The sequence below is a fragment of the Streptomyces sp. DT2A-34 genome, assembly GCF_030499515.1.
Lineage (GTDB): Bacteria > Actinomycetota > Actinomycetes > Streptomycetales > Streptomycetaceae > Streptomyces.
This window is the reverse complement of the sequence record NZ_JASTWJ010000001.1, coordinates 165,151-184,253: the sequence shown is the minus strand read 5'-3', so window position 1 is coordinate 184,253 and position 19,103 is coordinate 165,151. Positions and strand designations below refer to the sequence as shown.

The 19,103-nt window shown below is 71.9% G+C and carries 9 protein-coding genes; 4 read left to right on the top strand and 5 right to left on the bottom strand.

Annotated elements, in window-relative coordinates:
* Positions 1 to 85: 85 nt before the first annotated feature.
* From QQM39_RS00925 to QQM39_RS00910, 4 genes are all read right to left on the bottom strand, one after another.
* On the bottom strand, positions 86 to 916 hold the full coding sequence (locus QQM39_RS00925) for a carbohydrate ABC transporter permease (RefSeq protein ID WP_301994648.1): 831 nt from the start codon (positions 914 to 916) through the stop codon (positions 86 to 88).
* Positions 913 to 1,833, bottom strand: a complete 921-nt coding sequence (locus tag QQM39_RS00920) for a carbohydrate ABC transporter permease (RefSeq protein WP_301994647.1) — start codon at positions 1,831 to 1,833, stop codon at positions 913 to 915. The genes QQM39_RS00925 and QQM39_RS00920 overlap by 4 nt, the downstream gene beginning before the upstream one ends.
* A 2-nt stretch (positions 1,834 to 1,835) precedes the next feature.
* Complete coding sequence (locus QQM39_RS00915) at positions 1,836 to 3,167, bottom strand: ABC transporter substrate-binding protein (protein WP_302003428.1); 1,332 nt, start codon at positions 3,165 to 3,167, stop codon at positions 1,836 to 1,838.
* Positions 3,168 to 3,274: 107 nt separating this feature from the next.
* On the bottom strand, positions 3,275 to 4,312 hold the full coding sequence (locus tag QQM39_RS00910; RefSeq protein ID WP_301994645.1) for a LacI family DNA-binding transcriptional regulator: 1,038 nt from the start codon (positions 4,310 to 4,312) through the stop codon (positions 3,275 to 3,277).
* A 112-nt stretch (positions 4,313 to 4,424) separates the two neighbouring features.
* Here QQM39_RS00910 and QQM39_RS00905 point away from each other — a divergent pair, with 112 nt between their 5' ends.
* Positions 4,425 to 6,506 carry an alpha-galactosidase gene (locus QQM39_RS00905; protein ID WP_302003427.1) on the top strand — a complete coding sequence of 694 codons (2,082 nt, stop codon included), beginning with the start codon at positions 4,425 to 4,427 and terminating at the stop codon, positions 6,504 to 6,506.
* Between the two features lie 25 nt (positions 6,507 to 6,531).
* On the opposite strand, the gene QQM39_RS00900 is transcribed toward QQM39_RS00905, so the two are convergent.
* Positions 6,532 to 6,810, bottom strand: a complete 279-nt coding sequence (locus QQM39_RS00900) for a hypothetical protein (protein WP_301994644.1) — start codon at positions 6,808 to 6,810, stop codon at positions 6,532 to 6,534.
* A 469-nt stretch (positions 6,811 to 7,279) separates the two neighbouring features.
* Here QQM39_RS00900 and QQM39_RS00895 point away from each other — a divergent pair, with 469 nt between their 5' ends.
* The 3 genes from QQM39_RS00895 to QQM39_RS00885 are packed head-to-tail and all read left to right on the top strand — an operon-like array spanning position 7,280 to position 19,097.
* Positions 7,280 to 8,539 (top strand): MFS transporter, encoded by a 1,260-nt coding sequence (locus QQM39_RS00895; protein WP_301994643.1) that lies wholly within the window; start codon positions 7,280 to 7,282, stop codon positions 8,537 to 8,539.
* Entirely contained in the window at positions 8,539 to 11,820 is a 3,282-nt protein-coding gene (locus QQM39_RS00890) for a type I polyketide synthase (protein ID WP_301994642.1), read from the top strand. The genes QQM39_RS00895 and QQM39_RS00890 overlap by 1 nt, the downstream gene beginning before the upstream one ends.
* The gene (locus QQM39_RS00885; protein WP_301994641.1) at positions 11,817 to 19,097 is read left to right on the top strand and encodes a MupA/Atu3671 family FMN-dependent luciferase-like monooxygenase; all 7,281 of its coding nucleotides are present in this window, start codon (positions 11,817 to 11,819) and stop codon (positions 19,095 to 19,097) included. Before QQM39_RS00890 ends, QQM39_RS00885 begins: the two co-directional genes overlap by 4 nt.
* Positions 19,098 to 19,103: the final 6 nt, after the last annotated feature.

The window sequence follows — 19,103 nt, the reverse complement described above, 5'->3', positions numbered from 1 at the left end:
GGTACCGGATCCCGTACGGAATCCGGTACGGAGTCGGGTACGGCTTCGTGCGCGGGCGGGGGTGATCACGCTGCTGGACCTCCGGTCATTTGACGGCTCCACTGGTGATTCCGGACACGATCTTTCGCTGGCCGACGAGGAACACGGCGACCATGGGCAGGCTCATCACCACGACGTACGCGAAGACGAGATGCCAGTTGTTGAGGTAGAGCTGGGCGCTGGCGACCTGGTAGAGGTTCAGCGGGAGGGTGGCCCGCTCGCCGCCGCCGAGGACGAAGAAGGCGTAGAAGATGTCGCTCCAGGCGTAGAGCATCACCATGATCGTCGCGGTGGCGATGACCGGGCGCAGCAGCGGCAGGATGATCCGCCAGAAGATCCGCGCCGGCGTCGCCCCGTCCATCCGGGCCGCCTCCTCCAGCTCCAGGGGGATGGCGCGGATGAAGCCCGTCATGAAGAAGATCGACGTCGACAGGTACATGCCGGTGTAGACGGCGATCATGCCGGGCCGGGTGTTCGACAGGCCCAGCTGCCGCAGCTCCATCACGATGGTGATGACCGCGGGCGGCAGCAGCAGCCCGCTGATGCAGAGCGCGTACGCCGCCGACACCAGCTTCGACCTGCGGCGGGCGAAGACCCAGGCGGCGCCCGCCCCGAGGAGCAGGACCAGGACGACCGAAGGCAGCACGACCAGCAGGGAGTTGAAGAAGCCGCGCAGCATCTCGCCCTGGCTGACGGCGTCCGCGTAGTTGTCGGCGGGCTGCCAGGCGCGCGGCAGGTCGAGGTTGGGCTTGATGGCCTCCGCCTGCGGCTTGGCGGAGGTGACGGCGACCAGCCACAGCGGTACGCCGACCGCGAGACCGGCGAGCAGCAGGACCAGCGCGGGGCGGCCGTACCGCCATGCGACGGACGGGTTCACAGCAGCTGCTCCCTTCGCCGCAAACCGACGACCAGCGGGATCGCCACCGCGACCACGACCAGGAAGAGGACGAGGCTCATCGCGGAGGCCTGGGCGTACAGGCCCTGCCCGAAGATCCGGAACATGTAGATGTTGAAGACCTCCGTGGAGGCCGCCGGGCCGCCGCCGGTCGTGGCCTGCACGATGTCGAAGGTGTTCATCGAACCGATCAGCGCGGTGGTGACGTTGAAGGTGACGGCCGGCGCGAGCATCGGCCAGCGCACCGACCAGAAGGTCCGCCAGGGTCCGGCGCCGTCCATCCGCGCGGCTTCGAGCATGTCGCCGGGGATGCCCTTGAGCCCGGCCAGATAGATCAGCATGGACAGCCCCATCCACTTCCAGCCGTGGATGAGGGTGACGACGACGAGGGTCCAGGTCGTCGAGCCCAGCCACGGAATGTCCGTGCCGAGCACGGAGTTGACGGCTCCGTCCTGGTCGAGCAGGGCCTGGAAGACGTAACCGGTGGCGAGCGCCGAGATCAGCACCGGCAGGAAGAAGACCGCGCGGAAGCACCGGTTGAAGCGGCTGTCGGCCTCCAGCAGCAGCGCCAGCACCAGCCCGAAGCCGTTCTGGAACAGCGCGGCCAGCAACGCGTACAGCAGGGTCGTGCGGATCGCGCGGAACAGCGAGCCGTCGTCGGCGATCGTCTTGAAGTTGTCGAGGCCGGTGAAGGCGATGTCCGCGTGGTAGGAGGACCAGTTGGTGAACGGGTAGTAGAAGTTGAGCAGGTTGGGCACCAGGAAGAAGCCCGCGAAGACGACGATCGCGGGGAGCGCGAACCACCAGGGGTGGTGGACGGCGGCGCGCGGCAGCCGCCCCACCTTCCTCGGCGCGCCCTTCACCGGCGTGGGCTTGGCACGTACGACCGTGTGAGTCATCGTCAGAAACCGGGCGCGCCCTGGGCCTTGGCCACCTGCGCGAACTGGTCCTGGATCGCCTGGGCGACCTGCCGCGGGTCCTTCTTGCCGAAGATCATGTCGGCGAGGTAGAGGTGCGTGTCCGGGGCCACGATCGCCTTGGCCTGGAAGACGCCGATGGCGGTGGACAGGGCCGCGACCTGGGCCTTGGACGTCTGCGGCAGACCGTCGGGCGTGGGCACGGACGGCTGCACGGACGGGATCTTCATCGCCTTGATGTAGTCGGCGTAGTCCGGGCCGAGCCAGAAGGCGAGGAACTGCCGGGCCGCGTTCTGCCGCTTGTCGTCACCGGTCTTGAAGGCCACCACACCGTTGGTCTGGTCGGGGGAGTACATGCCGGTGGCGGCGGAGTTGGCGATCGGGAACCAGCCGATCTTCTTGTCGATCTCGGCGGTGGAGTACTTGGCCTGCAACTGGCTCTGGAAGGAGGTGACGTTGAGGACCATGCCGGCCTCGCCCTTCCACAGCGCGTCGGCCTGCCCGGTGAAGGTGCCGGTGCGGTAGTTCTTCTGGGCGAGCCCGGCGTCGAGCAGCTTCTCCTTGTACTTCTTGATCGCGCCGACGACGACCGGGTCGGTCCACTTCTCCTCGTTCTTGTTGAGCCCGTCCCACCACTGCTGGTCGAGGTCGGTGAGCTGGACCTGCATCTGCCACTGCAGCGGCCACTTGTCGCCGCCGGCCTCGTAGAAGGCGGCGGCGTCGGTCTTGTCGACGACCTTGTGGCCGAGCGCCAGCAGCTCGTCGTACGACTTCGGGAAGTCCTTCTCACTCAGCCCGGCCCGCTCGAAGACGTCCTTGTTGTAGTAGACGCCGAGCATGGCGGGGCTGGTGACGATCGCCGCGTACCGCTTGCCGTCGATCATGCCGAGCGACTTCTCGGTGTCGCCGAGTTTGGCCTCCCACGGCTCACCGTCGAGGGTGAGCAGGTTCTGCTGCGGCTGGATGAACGGCAGCGTGGAGATGGACGGCTGCCAGAACATCAGGTCCGGGCGGTCGCCGGAGGCGAGCTTCGTCGGCACGTTCTGCTCGTACAGGTCCGGGATCGCCTGAGTCTGAACCGTCGCGCCGGTGGCCTTCTCGAAAGCCTCGATGACCTGCTTGGGGGCGTTGACCGTGTTCTGCGCGGTCCACATCGTCAGCTTCACGCCGTCCAGGCGGGCGGTCGGATCGACGGCGGCCTGCTTCCCCTCCGCGCCCGAGTCGCCGGAAGAGCCGGCCGTCGGATCGCTGCACGCGGTGGCGGCGAGGCCGAGGGCGCCTATCAGCGCCAGGGCGGAAAGAGCTCTTGTCTTCATCACGTGCCTTTCGCGAACGGGTGGTTCAGGAAGCAGGAATCAGAACAGCGGTGCTCGTGCGGCGGGTTCGGGGAGCGAGCGGCGCATTCGGGAACCGTGCGGCGCGCTCAGACGGTGGCGGACGGCGGCCCCGAACTCTCCCGGACCACCAGCTCCGGTACGGAGACGGGATGCGGGGCGATCTGCGCGGCCTCCTCCAGCACCCCGTGCAACAGGGCGAACGCGGCCCTTCCCAGACCGGTGAAGTCCAGGCGTACGGTCGTCAGCGACGGGGTCAGAAAGGCGGAGTGCGGGGCGTCGTCGAACCCGGCCACGCTGACGTCGCCGGGGACGGAACGGCCGGTCTCGTGCAGGGCGCGCAGCACGCCGAGCGCGAGATCGTCGTTGCCGCACAGGATGGCGGTGACGGCCGGGTCCCGCGCCAGCTTCAAGCCCGCCGCGTGGCCGCCCGCGGGGCCCCAACTGCCCTGCACGGGGCGGGGTTCGGGGGCCCCCGCCTCCTTCAGGGCCTGCCGCCAGCCGCTGGTGCGGGCGCTGGTGCGCCGCGTGCTGGACGGGATGGCGACGTAGTGCACCGTCTCGTGGCCCAGGGAGAGCAGGTGACGGGTCGCCTGGTAGGCGGCCTCGCGGTCGTCGGTCCACACCCAGGGACGGTCGCCGCCGGGCGGGCTCGCCGGGGTCTCGACCACGCCGACGACCGGGAGTTCGGCGGGGACGGCGCTCAGCGCCCGCACACCGGCCGGGTCGTAGGCGATCACGATCAGCCCGCCGCCCGCGTCCGCCGCCCGCTGCACCTCGGCAGCGACGGCCGCTTCGTCCGCGGACTCCAGTACGCCGATCCCCACCGCGTAGGAAGCCGCACGGGCGGACTCCTCGATGCCCTGGAGGATCGAGGCGTAGCCGTAGTGAGTGGTGTTCGCGGTGAGCACGGTCACGGCCCTGCTGCGTCCGCTGGCCAGGGCGAGCGCGGTGGCATTGCGCCGGAAGCCCAGTTCGCCGATGGCGGCGAGCACCCGGTCCCGGGTGGTCGGCTTGACGCTGGGATGGCCGTTGATCACCCGGGAGACGGTCTGGTACGAGACCCCGGCGGCGGTCGCGACATCCCTGATGCTCGCTGGGCGCCTTGTGTGACCGGTCACATTCATGCCAGGATTGTGACCGGTCACATGGGGGCCGTCAAGAGACCGTAACGAGGGATTCACAAAGGGGAGCGCCTTGACCGGTACGGCCGACGCGGATCTCAACGGCACGCGAGTCATGTTCACTTGGGGTCATGCGGCCCTGGCGGCCGAGTTCGCCACAGCACCTGACGGGACGCTGCGGCTGGTCCGGCTCGGTGACGCCGGGTCAGTGCCTGCCGTATCCGTCCACCCGGAATCCGCCCTCCCCCTCGTCGAGCTCACCGCCCTCGGGCACGGCAGCGGCTGGTCCGGCCCACGCTTCACCGGCACTGCCTTCGGTACGCGCCTGAAGTACCGGCACCACCGCACCGGCAGACGGGGCGATCAGGAGTGGCTGACCGTCGAACTCCACGACCCGGCCACCGGGTTGACGGCGTTCGTCGAGCTGACGTCCCCCGGCGGACTGCCGGTGCTCCGTTCCCGCGTGCGGCTGCGCAACGACGGCCCCGAACCCCTCGTCGTCCAGTCCGTCAGCAGCCTGCTCGTCGGCGGCCTGCCCGCACCGGACGCCCTCGACGTGCACCGGGCCCGCAACGACTGGCTCGCGGAGTGCCGTTGGTACGCCGAGCCGCTGCGGGACACCGTCGCCGACATCAACGTCGATGCCCATCAGCACGACAGCCGGGCCGCCCTCGTCCTCGCCGGGCGCGGCAGCTGGCCCACCGGCGGTCACCTGGCGATGGGGGCGCTGACGGACCGGGGGAGCGGCCGGACCTGGCTGTGGCAGATCGAGTCCCCGGCCGGCTGGCGCTGGGACCTGGGCGAACGCGCGCACGGCACGTACCTGGCGCTGAACGGCCCCACGGACGCGGAGCACCAGTGGCGGGTCCGGCTGGCCCCGGGCGCGGAGTTCACCACCGTGCCGGGGGTGCTGGCCCTCGGCTCCGGGTTCGACCAGGCCATGGCTGCGCTGACCTCGTACCGCCGCGCCGTGCGCCGCCCGCACCCCGACCACACGGTGCTCCCGGTCGTCTTCAACGACTACATGAACACGCTCATGGGCGACCCGACCACCGAGAAACTGCTGCCCCTGATCGACGCGGCGGCCGAGGCGGGCGCGGAGTACTTCTGCGTGGACTCCGGCTGGTACGACGACTCGGCGGAGGGCGGCTGGTGGGACAGCGTCGGCGAGTGGCTGCCCTCGACGCGCCGCTTCCCCGACGGCGGCATCGGGGCGGTCCTGGACCGGATCCGGGAGCGCGGCATGGTGCCCGGGCTGTGGCTGGAGCCGGAAGTCGTCGGCGTACGCAGCCCCGTCGCCGCCGCGCTCCCGCCGGACGCCTTCTTCCAACGCGACGGCGTACGTCTCATCGAGCAGGGCCGCCATCAGCTCGACCTGCGCCATCCGGCGGCCCGCGCGCACCTCGACAAGACGGTGGACCGGATCGTCGGCGACTGGGGCGTGGGCTATCTCAAGCTGGACTACAACATCGTGATCGATCCCGGCACCCTGGCCCCCGGGGACCTCGCACCGGGAGCCGGGCTGCTCGGGCACGCCCACGCCTACCTGGACTGGCTCTCCGAGGTGCTGGACCGGCATCCGCGGCTGGTGATCGAGAACTGCGCCTCGGGCGGGATGCGGATGGACGCGGCCACGCTGGCCGTGTCCCAGCTCCAGTCCACCAGCGACCAGCAGGACCCGCTGCGCTACCCGCCGATCGCCGCCGCCGCACCGACGGCCGTACCGCCCGAACAGGGCGCCGTCTGGGCGTACCCGCAGCCCGAGTACGACGACGACCTGATCACTTTCACCCTGGGCGGGGCACTGCTCGGGCGGATCCATCTGTCGGGCCATCTGGACCGGATGTCGCAGCGCCAGCTCACCCTCGTGCGGGAGGCGGTGAGCACGTACAAGTCGATCCGCCCGGACCTCGCAGGGGCCCTGCCGTTCTGGCCGCTGGGTCTGCCCGGGTGGACGGACGAGTGGCTGGCCCTGGGGATGCGGACGCCCGACGACCGCACGTCGTACATCACGGTCTGGCGGCGCGGCGGCGCGACCGAACTGCACCTTCCTGTACGGCACTTGGCGGGCCGGGAGGTCGGCGCGGAGGTCCTGCACCCCTCCTCCGCGCCGACCGGCTCCGTGGCCTGGGACGGGGACGGACTGCGGGTGTCGCTGCCGCGCACGCCCGGTGTGCTGTTGGTCCGTCTCACGTGACCGGGCAGGCAGGAAGGGAAGTGGGTCAGCGCGTCCTGCGGGAGTCGTAGTACAGGGCGCCGACCCCGTCGTAGACGGGCGTCTCGCGACCGCCGAAGTGGCGTAACACCTTCTCGGCTCCCGGCACTTGGCGGTGCTGGACGTAACCGCGCAACGGCGGTGACGGTGGGAGCCTGCGGCTCGTCCCCACCGGCTGGTCGTTCACGTGCACGATCCCTGTTCCGGACACGGCGAGCCACCGACGTGCGCTGCCGCTGGCTCGTCGCCCGGTGACCTGGCGGCGCAGCAGCCGGCCGGCCGTCACCCTTCGCTCCTCGGAATGGACACTGCAGCAAGGTCGCGCGGTCGATCGCCGCCCGTGGCCTCCGCCACGCGGGTCATGAGGGGCGGTCCGAAATCGCCAAATCCGGACCGGAAAGAGTCTGGACCTGCTCGGAGCCTTGAACGCCCGTGTCCGGGTCTGCTTGGGTGGCGGACCGATGGCCGCTGTCCGGCGGCCTCTAGGGGGAATGGTTTTTGTGCTGGGCCGGCAATGGGGGCAGGAACAGGCCGTGCGACAGCGGTGCGCACCGACGCACCGACAGCGGTCGGGGCCGTTGACCGGGCCTCGGACACCGCGGCATCGCTTCCCGCGCGGCGACCGCGACGGCCGCGACGGGCGACCGCACCGCGACCTGCCGTCAGCCCGGACCGCGCGCCGTCACTGAACAGGCGGGCCGGGCCTCCCGGGCCTCACCTCACTCACACCCTTCATGCAGACCAGAGGAAGGCGCATGAGGCATTTCCGCCTGCTCGTCGTGGGCAACGGCATCTCGGCGTACGGCAGCTACCTGAACATGGTGGCGCTCAACGTCTTCGTCTACGACGCCACGGGCAGCGCGCTGGCGGCCGGCCTCTTCATGGCCGTACGCCTGGCGACGAGCGTCGTGTCGGGCTGGGTGAGCGGGCGTCTGGTCTCGGCCCACGACCGCAAGCGCCTGATGGTCGGCGCCGACCTGTGCCAGGCCGTGGCGCTGCTGAGCCTGCTGCTCGCGCCCGAGGGCACGCGCCCCGGGCTGCTGTACGTCCTGGCCGTGGTCACCGGCGGCTGCTCGACGCTGTCCCAGGTCGCCCTGCGCAGCAGCATCCCGGAGATCGTCGGGGCGGAGCACCGCGTACGCGCCAACGGGCTGCTGGTGACCGGGCGTTCGCTCGCCATGATCGCCGGGTTCGCGTCGTCGGGTGTGGTGGTGGCCGAGCTCGGCTACTCCGCGGCGTTCGCGCTGGACGCCGCGACCTTCCTGGTCTCCGCGACGGTGCTGTTCCTGCTGCCCGTACGCACGAGGGCGGCCGAGGATGCCGTCGGCGGCGGCTCCGCGGAGTCCGTCGGCGCCGCCCGCTGGACGGCCCGGATGCTGCTGGGCACGGCCCCGCTGCTGATGGCGATGATCGCCGTGCGGGCGGTCGACGGGCTGGGCTCCTCGTCCCACAACGTCGCCCTGCCGATCTACTCCAGCGGCTTGGACCCCGACCATCCGGCCACGTTCATCAGCCAGTTCTGGGCCACTTGGGCCCTCGGCAACATCGTCGCCCAGCAGGTGATCGGCCGGGTCACCAAGAAGACCGGGCGCACACCGGGGGAGCGGGCGTTCGCGCTCGGCGCCTGTGTGATGTCGGCCGGGTTCATCGTGGTCTTCAGCGGACTGCCCACCGTGCCCGCCGTGATCGCCGCGCTCGTCGCCGGAGCCGCCGACGGATTCACCGAGATCGTCTACGTGTCGCGGCTGCAGACCGCCCCCGACGAGCAGCGCGGCCGCCTCTTCGGGCTCTCCGCCTCGGCCGAGAACACCGGCTTCGGCCTGGGCATGCTCGTCAGCGGCGCCCTGCTGGAGAGGTTCTCCCCGCTGCAGGTGGTGGCCTCCTTCCACGGCCTCGCGATCGGGCTCTGCGCGGCCCTGCTCCTGCTGCTCCTGAGCCGCGGCCGCACCCGCGACCCCGGCGCTGAGGAAACGGTTGGCCGGGACAGGACGACGGCGACGGAGGGACACGGCTGATGGCCACGAGCGAGTTCGACCCGCGGATGGCCGTCATCGGCATGGCCTTCCGGCTGCCCGGCGCCGACACCCCCGAGGAACTCTGGCGCATCGTCCGTGACGGCACGGACCGCATCACCCGATTCACCCAGGAGGAACTGGCCGCCGCCGGCGTCCCCGCCGAGGAGTACCGGGCGGCGGATTTCGTCGGCGCCTCCGGAGTGCTCGACGACATCGCCGGCTTCGACGCCCAGCACTTCGCGATGAGCCCCCGCGAGGCCCGGCTCACGGACCCCCAGCAACGCCTGTTCCTGGAGTGCGCCCAGCACGCATTGGAGAACGCCGGCTATCCGGACGAACGCGACGGCACCCGCGTCGGCGTGTACGCCAGCACGGGTTACCACCTGTACGCCCTGCAGAACTACCTCCTCAACAACGTCCTGCCCACCCGGCCCGCCACCGACTGGGCCGCGGGCATGCAGATCACGGTCGGCAACTACGCCGACTTCACGGCCACCCGCGTCGCCCACCGGCTCGGCCTCACCGGTCCCGCCGTCAACATCCAGACGGGCTGCTCCAGTTCCCTGGTCGCCGTGCAGTCGGCCGCGCAGTCGCTGCTCATGGGCGACTGCGACCTCGCCCTCGTCGGCGCCACCGCCGTCCATGTGCCGAGGGCCCTGGGCTACCGCTACGTCAAGGGCTCGATCCTCTCCAGGTCCGGCCGCCTGCGGGCCTTCGACGCCGGCGCCGACGGAACCGTGGGCGGCACGGGCGTCCTGGCCGTCGTACTGAAGCGGCTGGCCCGGGCCGTCGCCGACGGCGACACCATCCACGGCGTCATCCGCGGCTGGGGCGTCAACAACGACGGCGCGGACAAGTCCGCCTTCACCGCCCCCAGCGCACACGGCCAGCGCGCGGCCATCCGGCAGGCCCTGCGGCGCGCCGGTGTCGGCGCGGACACCATCGGCTACCTGGAGACCCACGGCACCGGCACGCTCAAGGGCGACCCGATCGAGTTCGACGGCGCCGCCCGCGCCTACCGCGAGGACACCGACCGCACCGGCTACTGCGCCCTCGGCTCGACCAAGGCCAATATCGGCCATCTCGACGCGGCCTCCGGACTGGCCGGCCTCGTCAAGACCCTGCTGGTCCTGCGGCACGGCGTCATCCCGCCGATGGCGAACTTCAGCGAGCCCAACCCCCGCCTCGACCTCGACCACAGCCCCTTCTACATACCGACGGCCGCCCGGCCCTGGCCCGAGAGCGACGTGCCCCGCCGCGCGGGCCTCACCTCACTCGGCGTGGGCGGCACCAACGTCCACCTGATCCTGGAACAGGCCCCCGACCCCGCGCCCCGCACCGGCGCCGCCGCCCCCGCGGACGTGCTCCTGGTATCCGCGAGCAGCGAGGCCGCCCTGGCGGACAACGCCCGAGCCCTGCGCGACCGGTTACGGCAGCCACCCGCGCCCCACGTGGCGGACCTCGTCACCACCGCCGCCCTCGGCCGCGCCCACGGCCGCCACCGGCTCGCGGCCCGCGGCTCCACCCCGGCCGCCCTCGCCGACACCCTCGACGCCTGGCTCGCCGGGACCGCAGGAGCGACGGTCACCACGGGCACGACCCCGCAGGAGGGCCCCGCGCGCGTCGCGTTCCAGTTCACCGGGCAGGGCAGCCAGTACCCGGGGATGGCCGACCACCTCCACGAGCGCTTCCCCGCCGTACGCGAAGTGCTCGACGCCTGCGAGCACCACTTCCGCGACCTCACCGGCGACTCGCTGCTCGCGGGGCCGTTCGACAACACGGACACCGCGCAGCCCGCCCTGTTCGCCCTGCAGTGCGCCCTCGTCCGGCTCTGGCGTGACCTCGGCATCGAACCGTACGCCGTGACCGGACACAGCGTCGGAGAGTACGCGGCGCTGCATGCGGCCGGAGCCCTGTCGCTCGACGACGGACTGCGCCTCACCATCGAGCGCGGCCGGCTGATGCGGCGGCGTTGCGTCCCCGGTGCGATGGTGGCGGCCGCACTCGACCGGGAGAGCGCCCTCGCCCTGGCAGCCGAGGTGCCCGGCCTGGAGGTCGCCGTGACCAACGGGGAGCGCGCACAGGTGCTCGCCGGGCCGGTCGAGGCCGTGGACCGGGCGTGCGCCCTGTTGGACGAGCGCGGCACACCGGGGCAGCGGCTGACGGTGACCCGCGCCTTCCACACCGCCCTGATGGAACCGATGCTGGAGGAGTTCCGCAAGATCCTCGACGACGTGGACTTCCGGCCGGTGCGCCTCCCCTTCGTCAGCGCCCTGGACGGGGTGACCCGCCCGCCCGGCTGGACCCCGGACGCCGACCACTTCGTACGGCACACCCGCGCACCCGTCCGCTTCGACGAGGCGTTGCGCGGCATCGGCGCACAACGGCCCGACGTACTCCTCGAGATCGGTCCGCACACCACCCTCAGCGGCCTGGCCCGCCGGGCGCTGCCCGAGGTGCGGTCGCTGCCGTCGCTGCGGCGCGGCACCGGGCTCGGCTCCCTCTGGGGTGCGGCGGCGGGGCTGCACTGCGCCGGAGCGGAGGTCGGCTGGCGGGTGCTGCTGGACGGCACCGGGGGCCGGCGCATCCCGCTGCCCGGATACCGGTTCCAGCACAAGGACTACTGGACAGGGCCGGAGTCGACCGCCCTGAGCACGGGAAGATCAGCGAGAGAGGAAGCGGAAGTGGTTCAGCAAGAGGCAGCGGTCGCGCGGGTACTCCACAGCATCGTCGAGGCGACCGCCCGGCACCTCGGCGAGGATCCGTCGGCGATCGTCGCGGACGCGTCCTTCTTCGACCTCGGCGCCGACTCGCTGCAGATGATCAGCGTGCTGCGGGAGCTGGAGCAGGAACACCAGGTCAAGGTGACGATGCGGCAGCTGTTCGAGGAGACGGGGACGCCACGGCGGCTCGCGGAGTTCATCGTCGCCCGCATGCCGGACGCGACGGGGACGGCGCCGGCTGAATCCACGGTGGAGCGGGCCGAGTCGGCGGCGCCCGTCACGCCCAGGATCACCGCACCCGAACCCGCACCCACACCAACACCCACACCCGCACCCGCACCAACACCCGCACCAGCGCCCACTCCCGAGCCCACCCCTGCCGCCACCGCATCCCCTTCCGCATCCGAGTACGCGACCCGCGAGGAGCTGGAGGACCTCGCCCACAAGATCCAGCAGATGTCACAGATACAGCTGCAGATGATGTCCCAGCTCTCCCAGTTGCTCGCCCTCCAGACGGCCTCGGTGACGGAGCGGCTCAACGGCAAGGCGGCCAAGTGACCGGGCTGAACGGCATATCCGCCGCACTCGACCGGGACCTGGCGGCGATGACCGAACTCTCGCGGCGCATCGCCGAGCAGATGGGCGCAGCCACCGCCCCGGTCCCGGAGCCGCCGCGCGTCCACGGCCCGCGGGTGACGGTCGCGAGGACCTCCGGCATGGTGCGGGACGCCTCCCCGCGCTCCCAGCAGGAGCACCTGGACGACCTCGTACGCCGCTACACCGCCAGGACCGCGACCTCCAGGCAAATCGCCCAGCGCTACCGCCGCGTCCTCGCCGACAGCCGTGCCGTCGTCGGCTTCCGCAGCGGCACCAAGGAGATGCTGTACCCCATCGCGGGCCGCCGGGCGAGCGGGGCGCGGCTCCAGGACGTCGACGGCAACGAGTACGTCGACATCACGATGGGCTTCGGCGTCCTCCTCTTCGGCCACGAACCGGACTTCGTCACCGAGGCCGTCCGCGAGCACCTGTCCCGCGGCATCCAGCTCGGCCCGCGCACCATGGAGACCGGCGAGGCGGCCGAGCTGCTGGCCGAACTGACCGGTCTGGAGCGGGTGGCGTTCGCGAACTCCGGTACGGAGGCGAACTCCGCGGCCATCCGCCTCGCCCGCGCCGCCACGGGCCGCGACAAGATCGTCACCTTCCTGGGCGCGTACCACGGCCACGCCGACAACGTCCTCGGCCGCCCCTCGGGCAGCGGCGCCGACCAGCTCACCGTGCCCGTCTCCCGAGGCGTCCCGCAGGCCGCCGTCTCCGATCTGCTGGTCCTCGACTACGGCAGCGACACCGCACTGGAGACGATCGCCCGGCACGCCGACGACATCGCCGCGGTCGTCGTGGAACCGGTGCAGAGCCGACACCCCTCCCTCCAACCGGTCGAGTTCGTGCGCAGGCTGCGCGAGCTCACCCGCCGCCACGGCATCGTGCTGCTCTTCGACGAGATGCTGACCGGCTTCCGCCCCGCCCCGCGCGGCGCGCAGGAGCTGTACGGCGTCACACCGGACCTCGCCACCTACGGCAAGCTCCTCGGCGGCGGCTTCCCCATCGGCGCCATCGCGGGCCGCGCCGACCTCATGGACGGCGTCGACGGCGGCTACTGGTCGTACGGCGACGACAGCTACCCGCCCGCCGACACCACCTTCTTCGGCGGTACGTACATCCAGCACCCCGTGTCGATGGTCGCCGCGCGCGCCGTACTGTCCCACCTCAAGGAGCACAGCCCGCACCTGCAGGAACGCCTCAACGCGCGGACCGCCGAACTGGCCGCGACGCTCAACGGCTTCTTCGAGACCGAGGAGTACCCGCTGCGGATGAGCCACTTCGGCTCCCAGTTCCGCTTCGAGCACCGCGCCGACATGGAGCTCCTCTACCACCACCTGATGCTGCGCGGCGTGCACGTCTGGGAGTGGCGCAACTTCTTCCTGTCCACCGCCCACTCGGACGGCGACCTCGAGTTCGTGGCGGACGCCGTACGGGACTCGCTGCGCGAGCTGCGGACGGCGGGCTTCTTCCCGGGCGGGCGGCCCGTGGCGCCGAAGACCGCGCCACCGAGACCGGCGCCGGCTGAACCGGCCTCGGCTGAACCGGACTCGGCGCCTGCCCCGGTGGCCGCCATGGCCTGGAACGCCGCCGCCGTCACCGAATCCCGGACGCGACCCGCGAGCGAACCCGCCGCGCGCACCACCGACTTCAGCGTCTACTTCTTCGGCGACTACCCCCAGGACGCGTCCTCACCGCGCCACGGCCAGTACGAACTCCTCATGGACATCGCCCGGTTCGCCGACCGGCACGGCTTCCATGCGCTGTGGATGCCCGAGCGCCACTTCCACTCCTTCGGCGGCCTCTTCCCCAACCCGGCGGTGCTCGCCGCCGCGCTGTCCCGCGAGACCGAGCGCATCCGGCTCAACGCAGGCTCCGTGGTCCTGCCGCTGCACGACCCGATCCGGGTCGCCGAGGAGTGGTCGATGGTCGACAACCTCTCCGGCGGGCGCGTCGGCATCGGTGTCGCCAGTGGCTGGAGCGCCAAGGACTTCGCCTTCTTCCCCGACCGTTTCGGCCGCCACAAGGAGCTGATGTACGAACAGCTGGAGGAGGTACGGAAGTTCTGGCGCGGGGACGCCGTGCGCCGCACGACCGGTGACGGCGAGGCAGAGCTACGCCTCTTCCCCCGACCGGTGCAGGACGCTCCGCCGCTCTACACCGCCGTGGTCGGCAACCCCGCCTCGTACGAACTCGCCGCCCGCCACGACCTGGGCGTCGTCACCAACCTGATGACCCAGACCGTCGAACAGCTCCAGGAGAACATCGCCCGCTACCGGCGCACCCGGGCCCGCCACGGCCTGGACCCGGACGCAGGGCGGGTGGCCGTCCTGCTGCACACCTATCTCGCCGAGGACCACGACACGGCGCGGACCGAGGCGTACGAACCGCTGTCCCGCTACCTGCGCGCGTCCCTGTCCCTGTTCAGCGGCGTCACCAACAGCCTCGGGCACAGCATCGACCTGTCCGCCCTGAGCGAGGACGATCTGGAGACGGTGTTCCGGCGTGCCTACGGCCGCTACTGCGACCAGCGTGCCCTGATCGGCACCGTGGACAGCGTGCGCCCGGTGGTGGACGCGGTGACCGGGGCCGGCGCCGACGAGATCGTGGCGCTCGTCGACTTCGGTGTCGCGGCGGACGAGCTGCGCGCGGGGCTGCCACGGCTGGACGCGCTGCGCCGCCGCTCCCGCCGGGGGCTCGCCGCCGGACCGCCACCCGCCGAACCCGCCCCCACGGACGCGCCCTTGTCGCCCGGCCAGGAACGGATCTGGTTCCTGGAGCGCCTCCTTCCCGGACGCACCGCCTACAACGAGGTCAAGGCGATCCGCCTGGACGGCCCTCTCGACGTACCCGTTCTGCACGCGGCCCTGCGCGGCCTCGTCGCCCGTCATGAGGGGCTGCGTACCGTCTTCCGGGAGACCGGGGACGGGCCACGCCAGATCGTGAGGGCGTTCGCGGAGCCCGACTTCGAGTGCGTGGACGGCACCGACAGCCCTCGACGCACGCTCCAGGACGTCCTGTCGGCCGAGAGCGCGCGCCGCTACGACCTGGCGAACGGCCCCCTGTTCGTCACCCGACTGGTCAATCTGGGCGAGGCGGAGCACGTCCTCGTGCTGTCCCTCCACCACATCGTGGTCGACGCGGCCTCCGCCACCGTCCTCGCCCGCGACCTCTCCGCGCTCTACCGCAGCGAACGCGACGGAGCCGCCCCCGACCTGCCCGCGCTCACCTGGAGCTACGCCGACCACGCCAGGCAACAGGCGGCGGCCGCCCACAGCCCCGAGGCCGACGAGGACCTCGCCCACTGGCGCCGCACCCTCGGCGGCGACCTGCCCGTCCTCGCCCTCCCCACCGACCGGCCCCGTCCGTCGACCATGACCTCCAACGGCCGGGCCGTCTTCCACACCCTCGACCCGGAACTCTCCCGACGCCTGCGCGAGTTGAGCCGTGCGCGCCGCAGCACCCTCTTCATGACCCTGCTCGCCGGATACGGGGCGATGCTGCACCGGGTCACCGGGCAGACGGACATCGTCGTCGGCACCCCGATCTCGGACCGGCCCGAGCGGGCCGAGCACCTGCTCGGGTTCTTCGTGAACACGCTCGCGCTGCGCCTCGACCTGTCCGGCGATCCCGCGTTCGGGACGCTGCTGGACCGGGTGCGCACGGTCGCCCTCGACGCGTACGACCACGCGCGTGTGCCCTTCGAAAGGGTGGTGCGCGGCCTCGCGCCGCCCCGGGCGGCCGACCGGACACCGGTGTTCCAGGCGTTCGCCGAGTTCCAGCGCGCCGAACCGTTCCGCTTCGCATTGCCCGGCGTCGAGGCCACACCGCTGGACGCGGGGCCCGACAAGTCCCTGACGGATCTCACCGTCTACTTCACCGACCAGCCGCACGGCATCCGCTGCCACCTGGAGTACAACACCGACCTGTTCGACGAGGACACCGTCGACCGGTTCTACGCCACCTTCAGGGACCTGCTCGCGGCGGCCGTCGACGCACCCGAGGCACCGCTGTCCCGGCTCGCCCCGGCCACCGCCGCCGACGGGGAACCCGTACCGCCGTCCTGGCAGCGCGGCCCGACCCGCCCGCTCACGGACACCACCGTCCACGACCTCGTCACCCGACAGGCCGCCGAGCTACCCGACCGCACCGCCGTGATCAGTGGCGACACGCAACTGACGTATCGTCAACTCAACGACCGGACAGATCGGTTGGCCGCGGCTCTGCGGGAGCAGCAGCCCGCCGGCGGTGAGGTGGCCCTGTGGCTGCCCCGCTCCGCCGACCTCGTCGTCGCCATGCTCGCCGCGCTCAAAGCGGGATGTGCCTATGTGCCGCTCGATCCGTCCCTCGGACGAGCGCGCGCCGAGCAGGTCATCGCCGAGTGCGGGGCCCGAATCGTGGTGTCGACGCACGACGATGCGGCCGCCCTGAAGCTGCCGACGGGAGTGACCGTCGTACGGCCCGACGCGACCGCACACCCCTCACCACGCGCCACGTCCGCCACCGACCACCAGTCCCCGTGCTGCGTCCTCTACACCTCGGGCAGCACCGGCACCCCCAAGGGCGTCGTGGTCACGCACCGCGGCGTCGTCGACCTGTGCGAGTGGCACCACCGGCGCTTCGCCTTCACCTCGGCCGACCGCAGCGCGGTCGTGTGCAGCCAGAGCTTCGACGCCTCGCTCCTGGAGATCTGGCCGGCGCTGACCGCGGGAGCGTCGGTCACGATCGCCGACGAGGAGCTCCGCAGGGATCCGCTCGCCCTGTCCCGGTGGTACGGCGAGCAGGGCGCCACCTTCTCCATCCTCCCCACCGCCCTGGGAGAACAGCTGCTGCGCCTGCCGGCGGGCGACCAGCCGCCGCTGCGCCATCTGCTGCTCGGCGGTGACGCGCTGCGCACCCGGCCGCGCCCCGAGGCGCGATACGAGACGGTGAACGTGTACGGGCCCACCGAGGTGACCGTCCTGTGCACCACCCAGACCGTGGCCGCGCAGAGCCCGGACCCCGCCCGCCCGATCCCGATCGGGCGCCCGGTCGACAACGTACGGCTGAGCGTGCTCGACCCATCCGGCAGCCCCGTGCCCGTCGGCACGGTGGGGGAGCTGTACGTCGGCGGCCCCGGCGTGACCCGCGGCTATCTGCACCGCCCCGAACTCACCGCGGAGCGCTTCCTGCCGGACCCGGACGGCGGTCCGGACGCCCGCAGGTACCGCACCGGCGATCTGGTCCGCTGGGGTGCCGACGGGACGTTGGAGTTCTGCGGCCGGGCCGACGACCAGGTGAAGATCCGTGGCTTCCGGGTCGAGCCGGAAGAGGTCTCCCGCGTGCTCAACGCCCTGGACGGTGTGCGTGAAGCGGCCGTGTCGGCGCGCCGCAACGACCGGGGTGAGGCCTACCTCGCGGCGTATGCCGTCCCCGCCGACCCGATCGGCGCGGCGGCCGACGACCGGCAGGCGTACGCCGACCTCCTGGCCGAGGAACTGGCGGCCCGGCTCCCGGAGTACCTCGTGCCGCGCGCCTGGCGGGTCCTGCCCGCCCTGCCCGTGACGGGCAACGGCAAGCTGGACCGATCCGCGCTGCCGGCCCCCGACCTCGTCACTTCCGCACCAGCCGACCGCAGACCGAGCACGGTCGCCGGGCAGACGGCGGAAGGCAACCGCGACGACGTCGAGCGACGGGTACGGCGGCTGTGGGCGGCCGAGTTCGGCGTCGACGCCGACGGCATCGCGGGCGACGCCTCGTTCTTCGAGCTGGGCGGTCACTCGATCACCGCGATGCGGCTGGTCAACCAGGTCCGGGAGGAATTCGGCACCGAGTACCCGATGCTGCGCTTCTACCAGGAGCCGACGCTACGGGCCATGACGGCCCAACTGGCCGCTGCGGCAGGCGAGATGACCGACCGGACGAGCGTGCCCTCCGAAGCCGACGACGGCCCCGGCACGGTGGAGCGCCGGGCGCCCGCCACCGCGCAACAGGCCCGCTTCGCCACGGTGCACGCCGACCACGACCTCCCACAGGTCTTCAACGTCGCCCTGCGGATCACCCTCTCCGGTGACCTGGACGTGGCGTCCCTGCACACCGCCCTGACCCGGCTCGTCGAGCGGCACGAGGGCCTGCGGACCCGCCTGGCCCGCAGCGGCGACGGCTGGGAGCAGCAGGTGCTGCGGCCCCGACCGGTGCGGCTGCCGGTCGAGGACCTCACCGCCCTGCCTGCCCAGGAGCGGCAGGCCGCCCTGGAACGAGCCGGCGCCGAGTCCGCCGAGACACCCCTCGACCCCACCGCCGGAACCCCGGTGGCGGTGCGCCTGTTGCGCACCGGCGAGAGCACCTGGGTCCTGCTCCTCGTCCTGCACCACTCCGCCTGCGACGGCTGGTCCGTCAGCCTGCTGCTGAAGGAACTGGCCGCGCTCTACGGCTCCGCCGTCACGGGCGACCCCCACACCCTGCCGCCCGTGCGGTGCCAGCCCGTGACGTACGCGCGATGGCAGCGGGAGCAGGCCGACGGGGCCGCCGACGAACGGAAACTGAAGTTCTGGCTCCGTGAGCTCGACGGAGTGCCGTTCACGGTCGGCCTGCCGCTGGACCGGCCCCGGCCGAAGCGGGCGAGCGGACGGGGCGGCGCCGCGATGTTCACGGTGCCGGCCGAGGTGCGGGCCGCCGTCGAGCGACTGGCGCGACAGCGGGGAACGACGCCCTTCGTGGTCACGGCCGCGGCCCTGGGCCGCATGCTCGCGCAGAAGTCCGCACAGGCCGACGTCGTGTTCAACATCTCCTACGCCAACCGCGAGCGCCGCGAGTTCGAATACCTGCTGGCCTGCACGATCACCGGCTTCGCGCTGCGCGTGCGGGACGGAGCGGCCGGTTCCTTCGCCGCCCTGACGGACCGCGTGGCCCGTACGGCGGTGGAGTGCATGGACCACGCCCTGCCGGTGCGCCGGATCGCCCCCGCGTTGCGGGAACGCACGGGCGTCGACGTGCCGGACCGGCTCGACGTCGGCTTCGCCTACCAGAGCACCCTGGACGCGGAGATCGAACTGCCCGGCCTGACCACGGCCGTCGAGGACCTCGCCCCCGCCGCGTCCCGGACCGAGCTCAGCTTCGGCCTGGTCCCGGCCGGGGACGAACTGAAGGGCTTCGTGGAGTACTCGGCCGACCTGTGGGACCGCACCACGATCGAGGGCTGGACCCGCGACTACGTCGCCCTCCTGCGCGAGGAGGTCGACCGGGCCCTCGGCCGCTGACCGTCG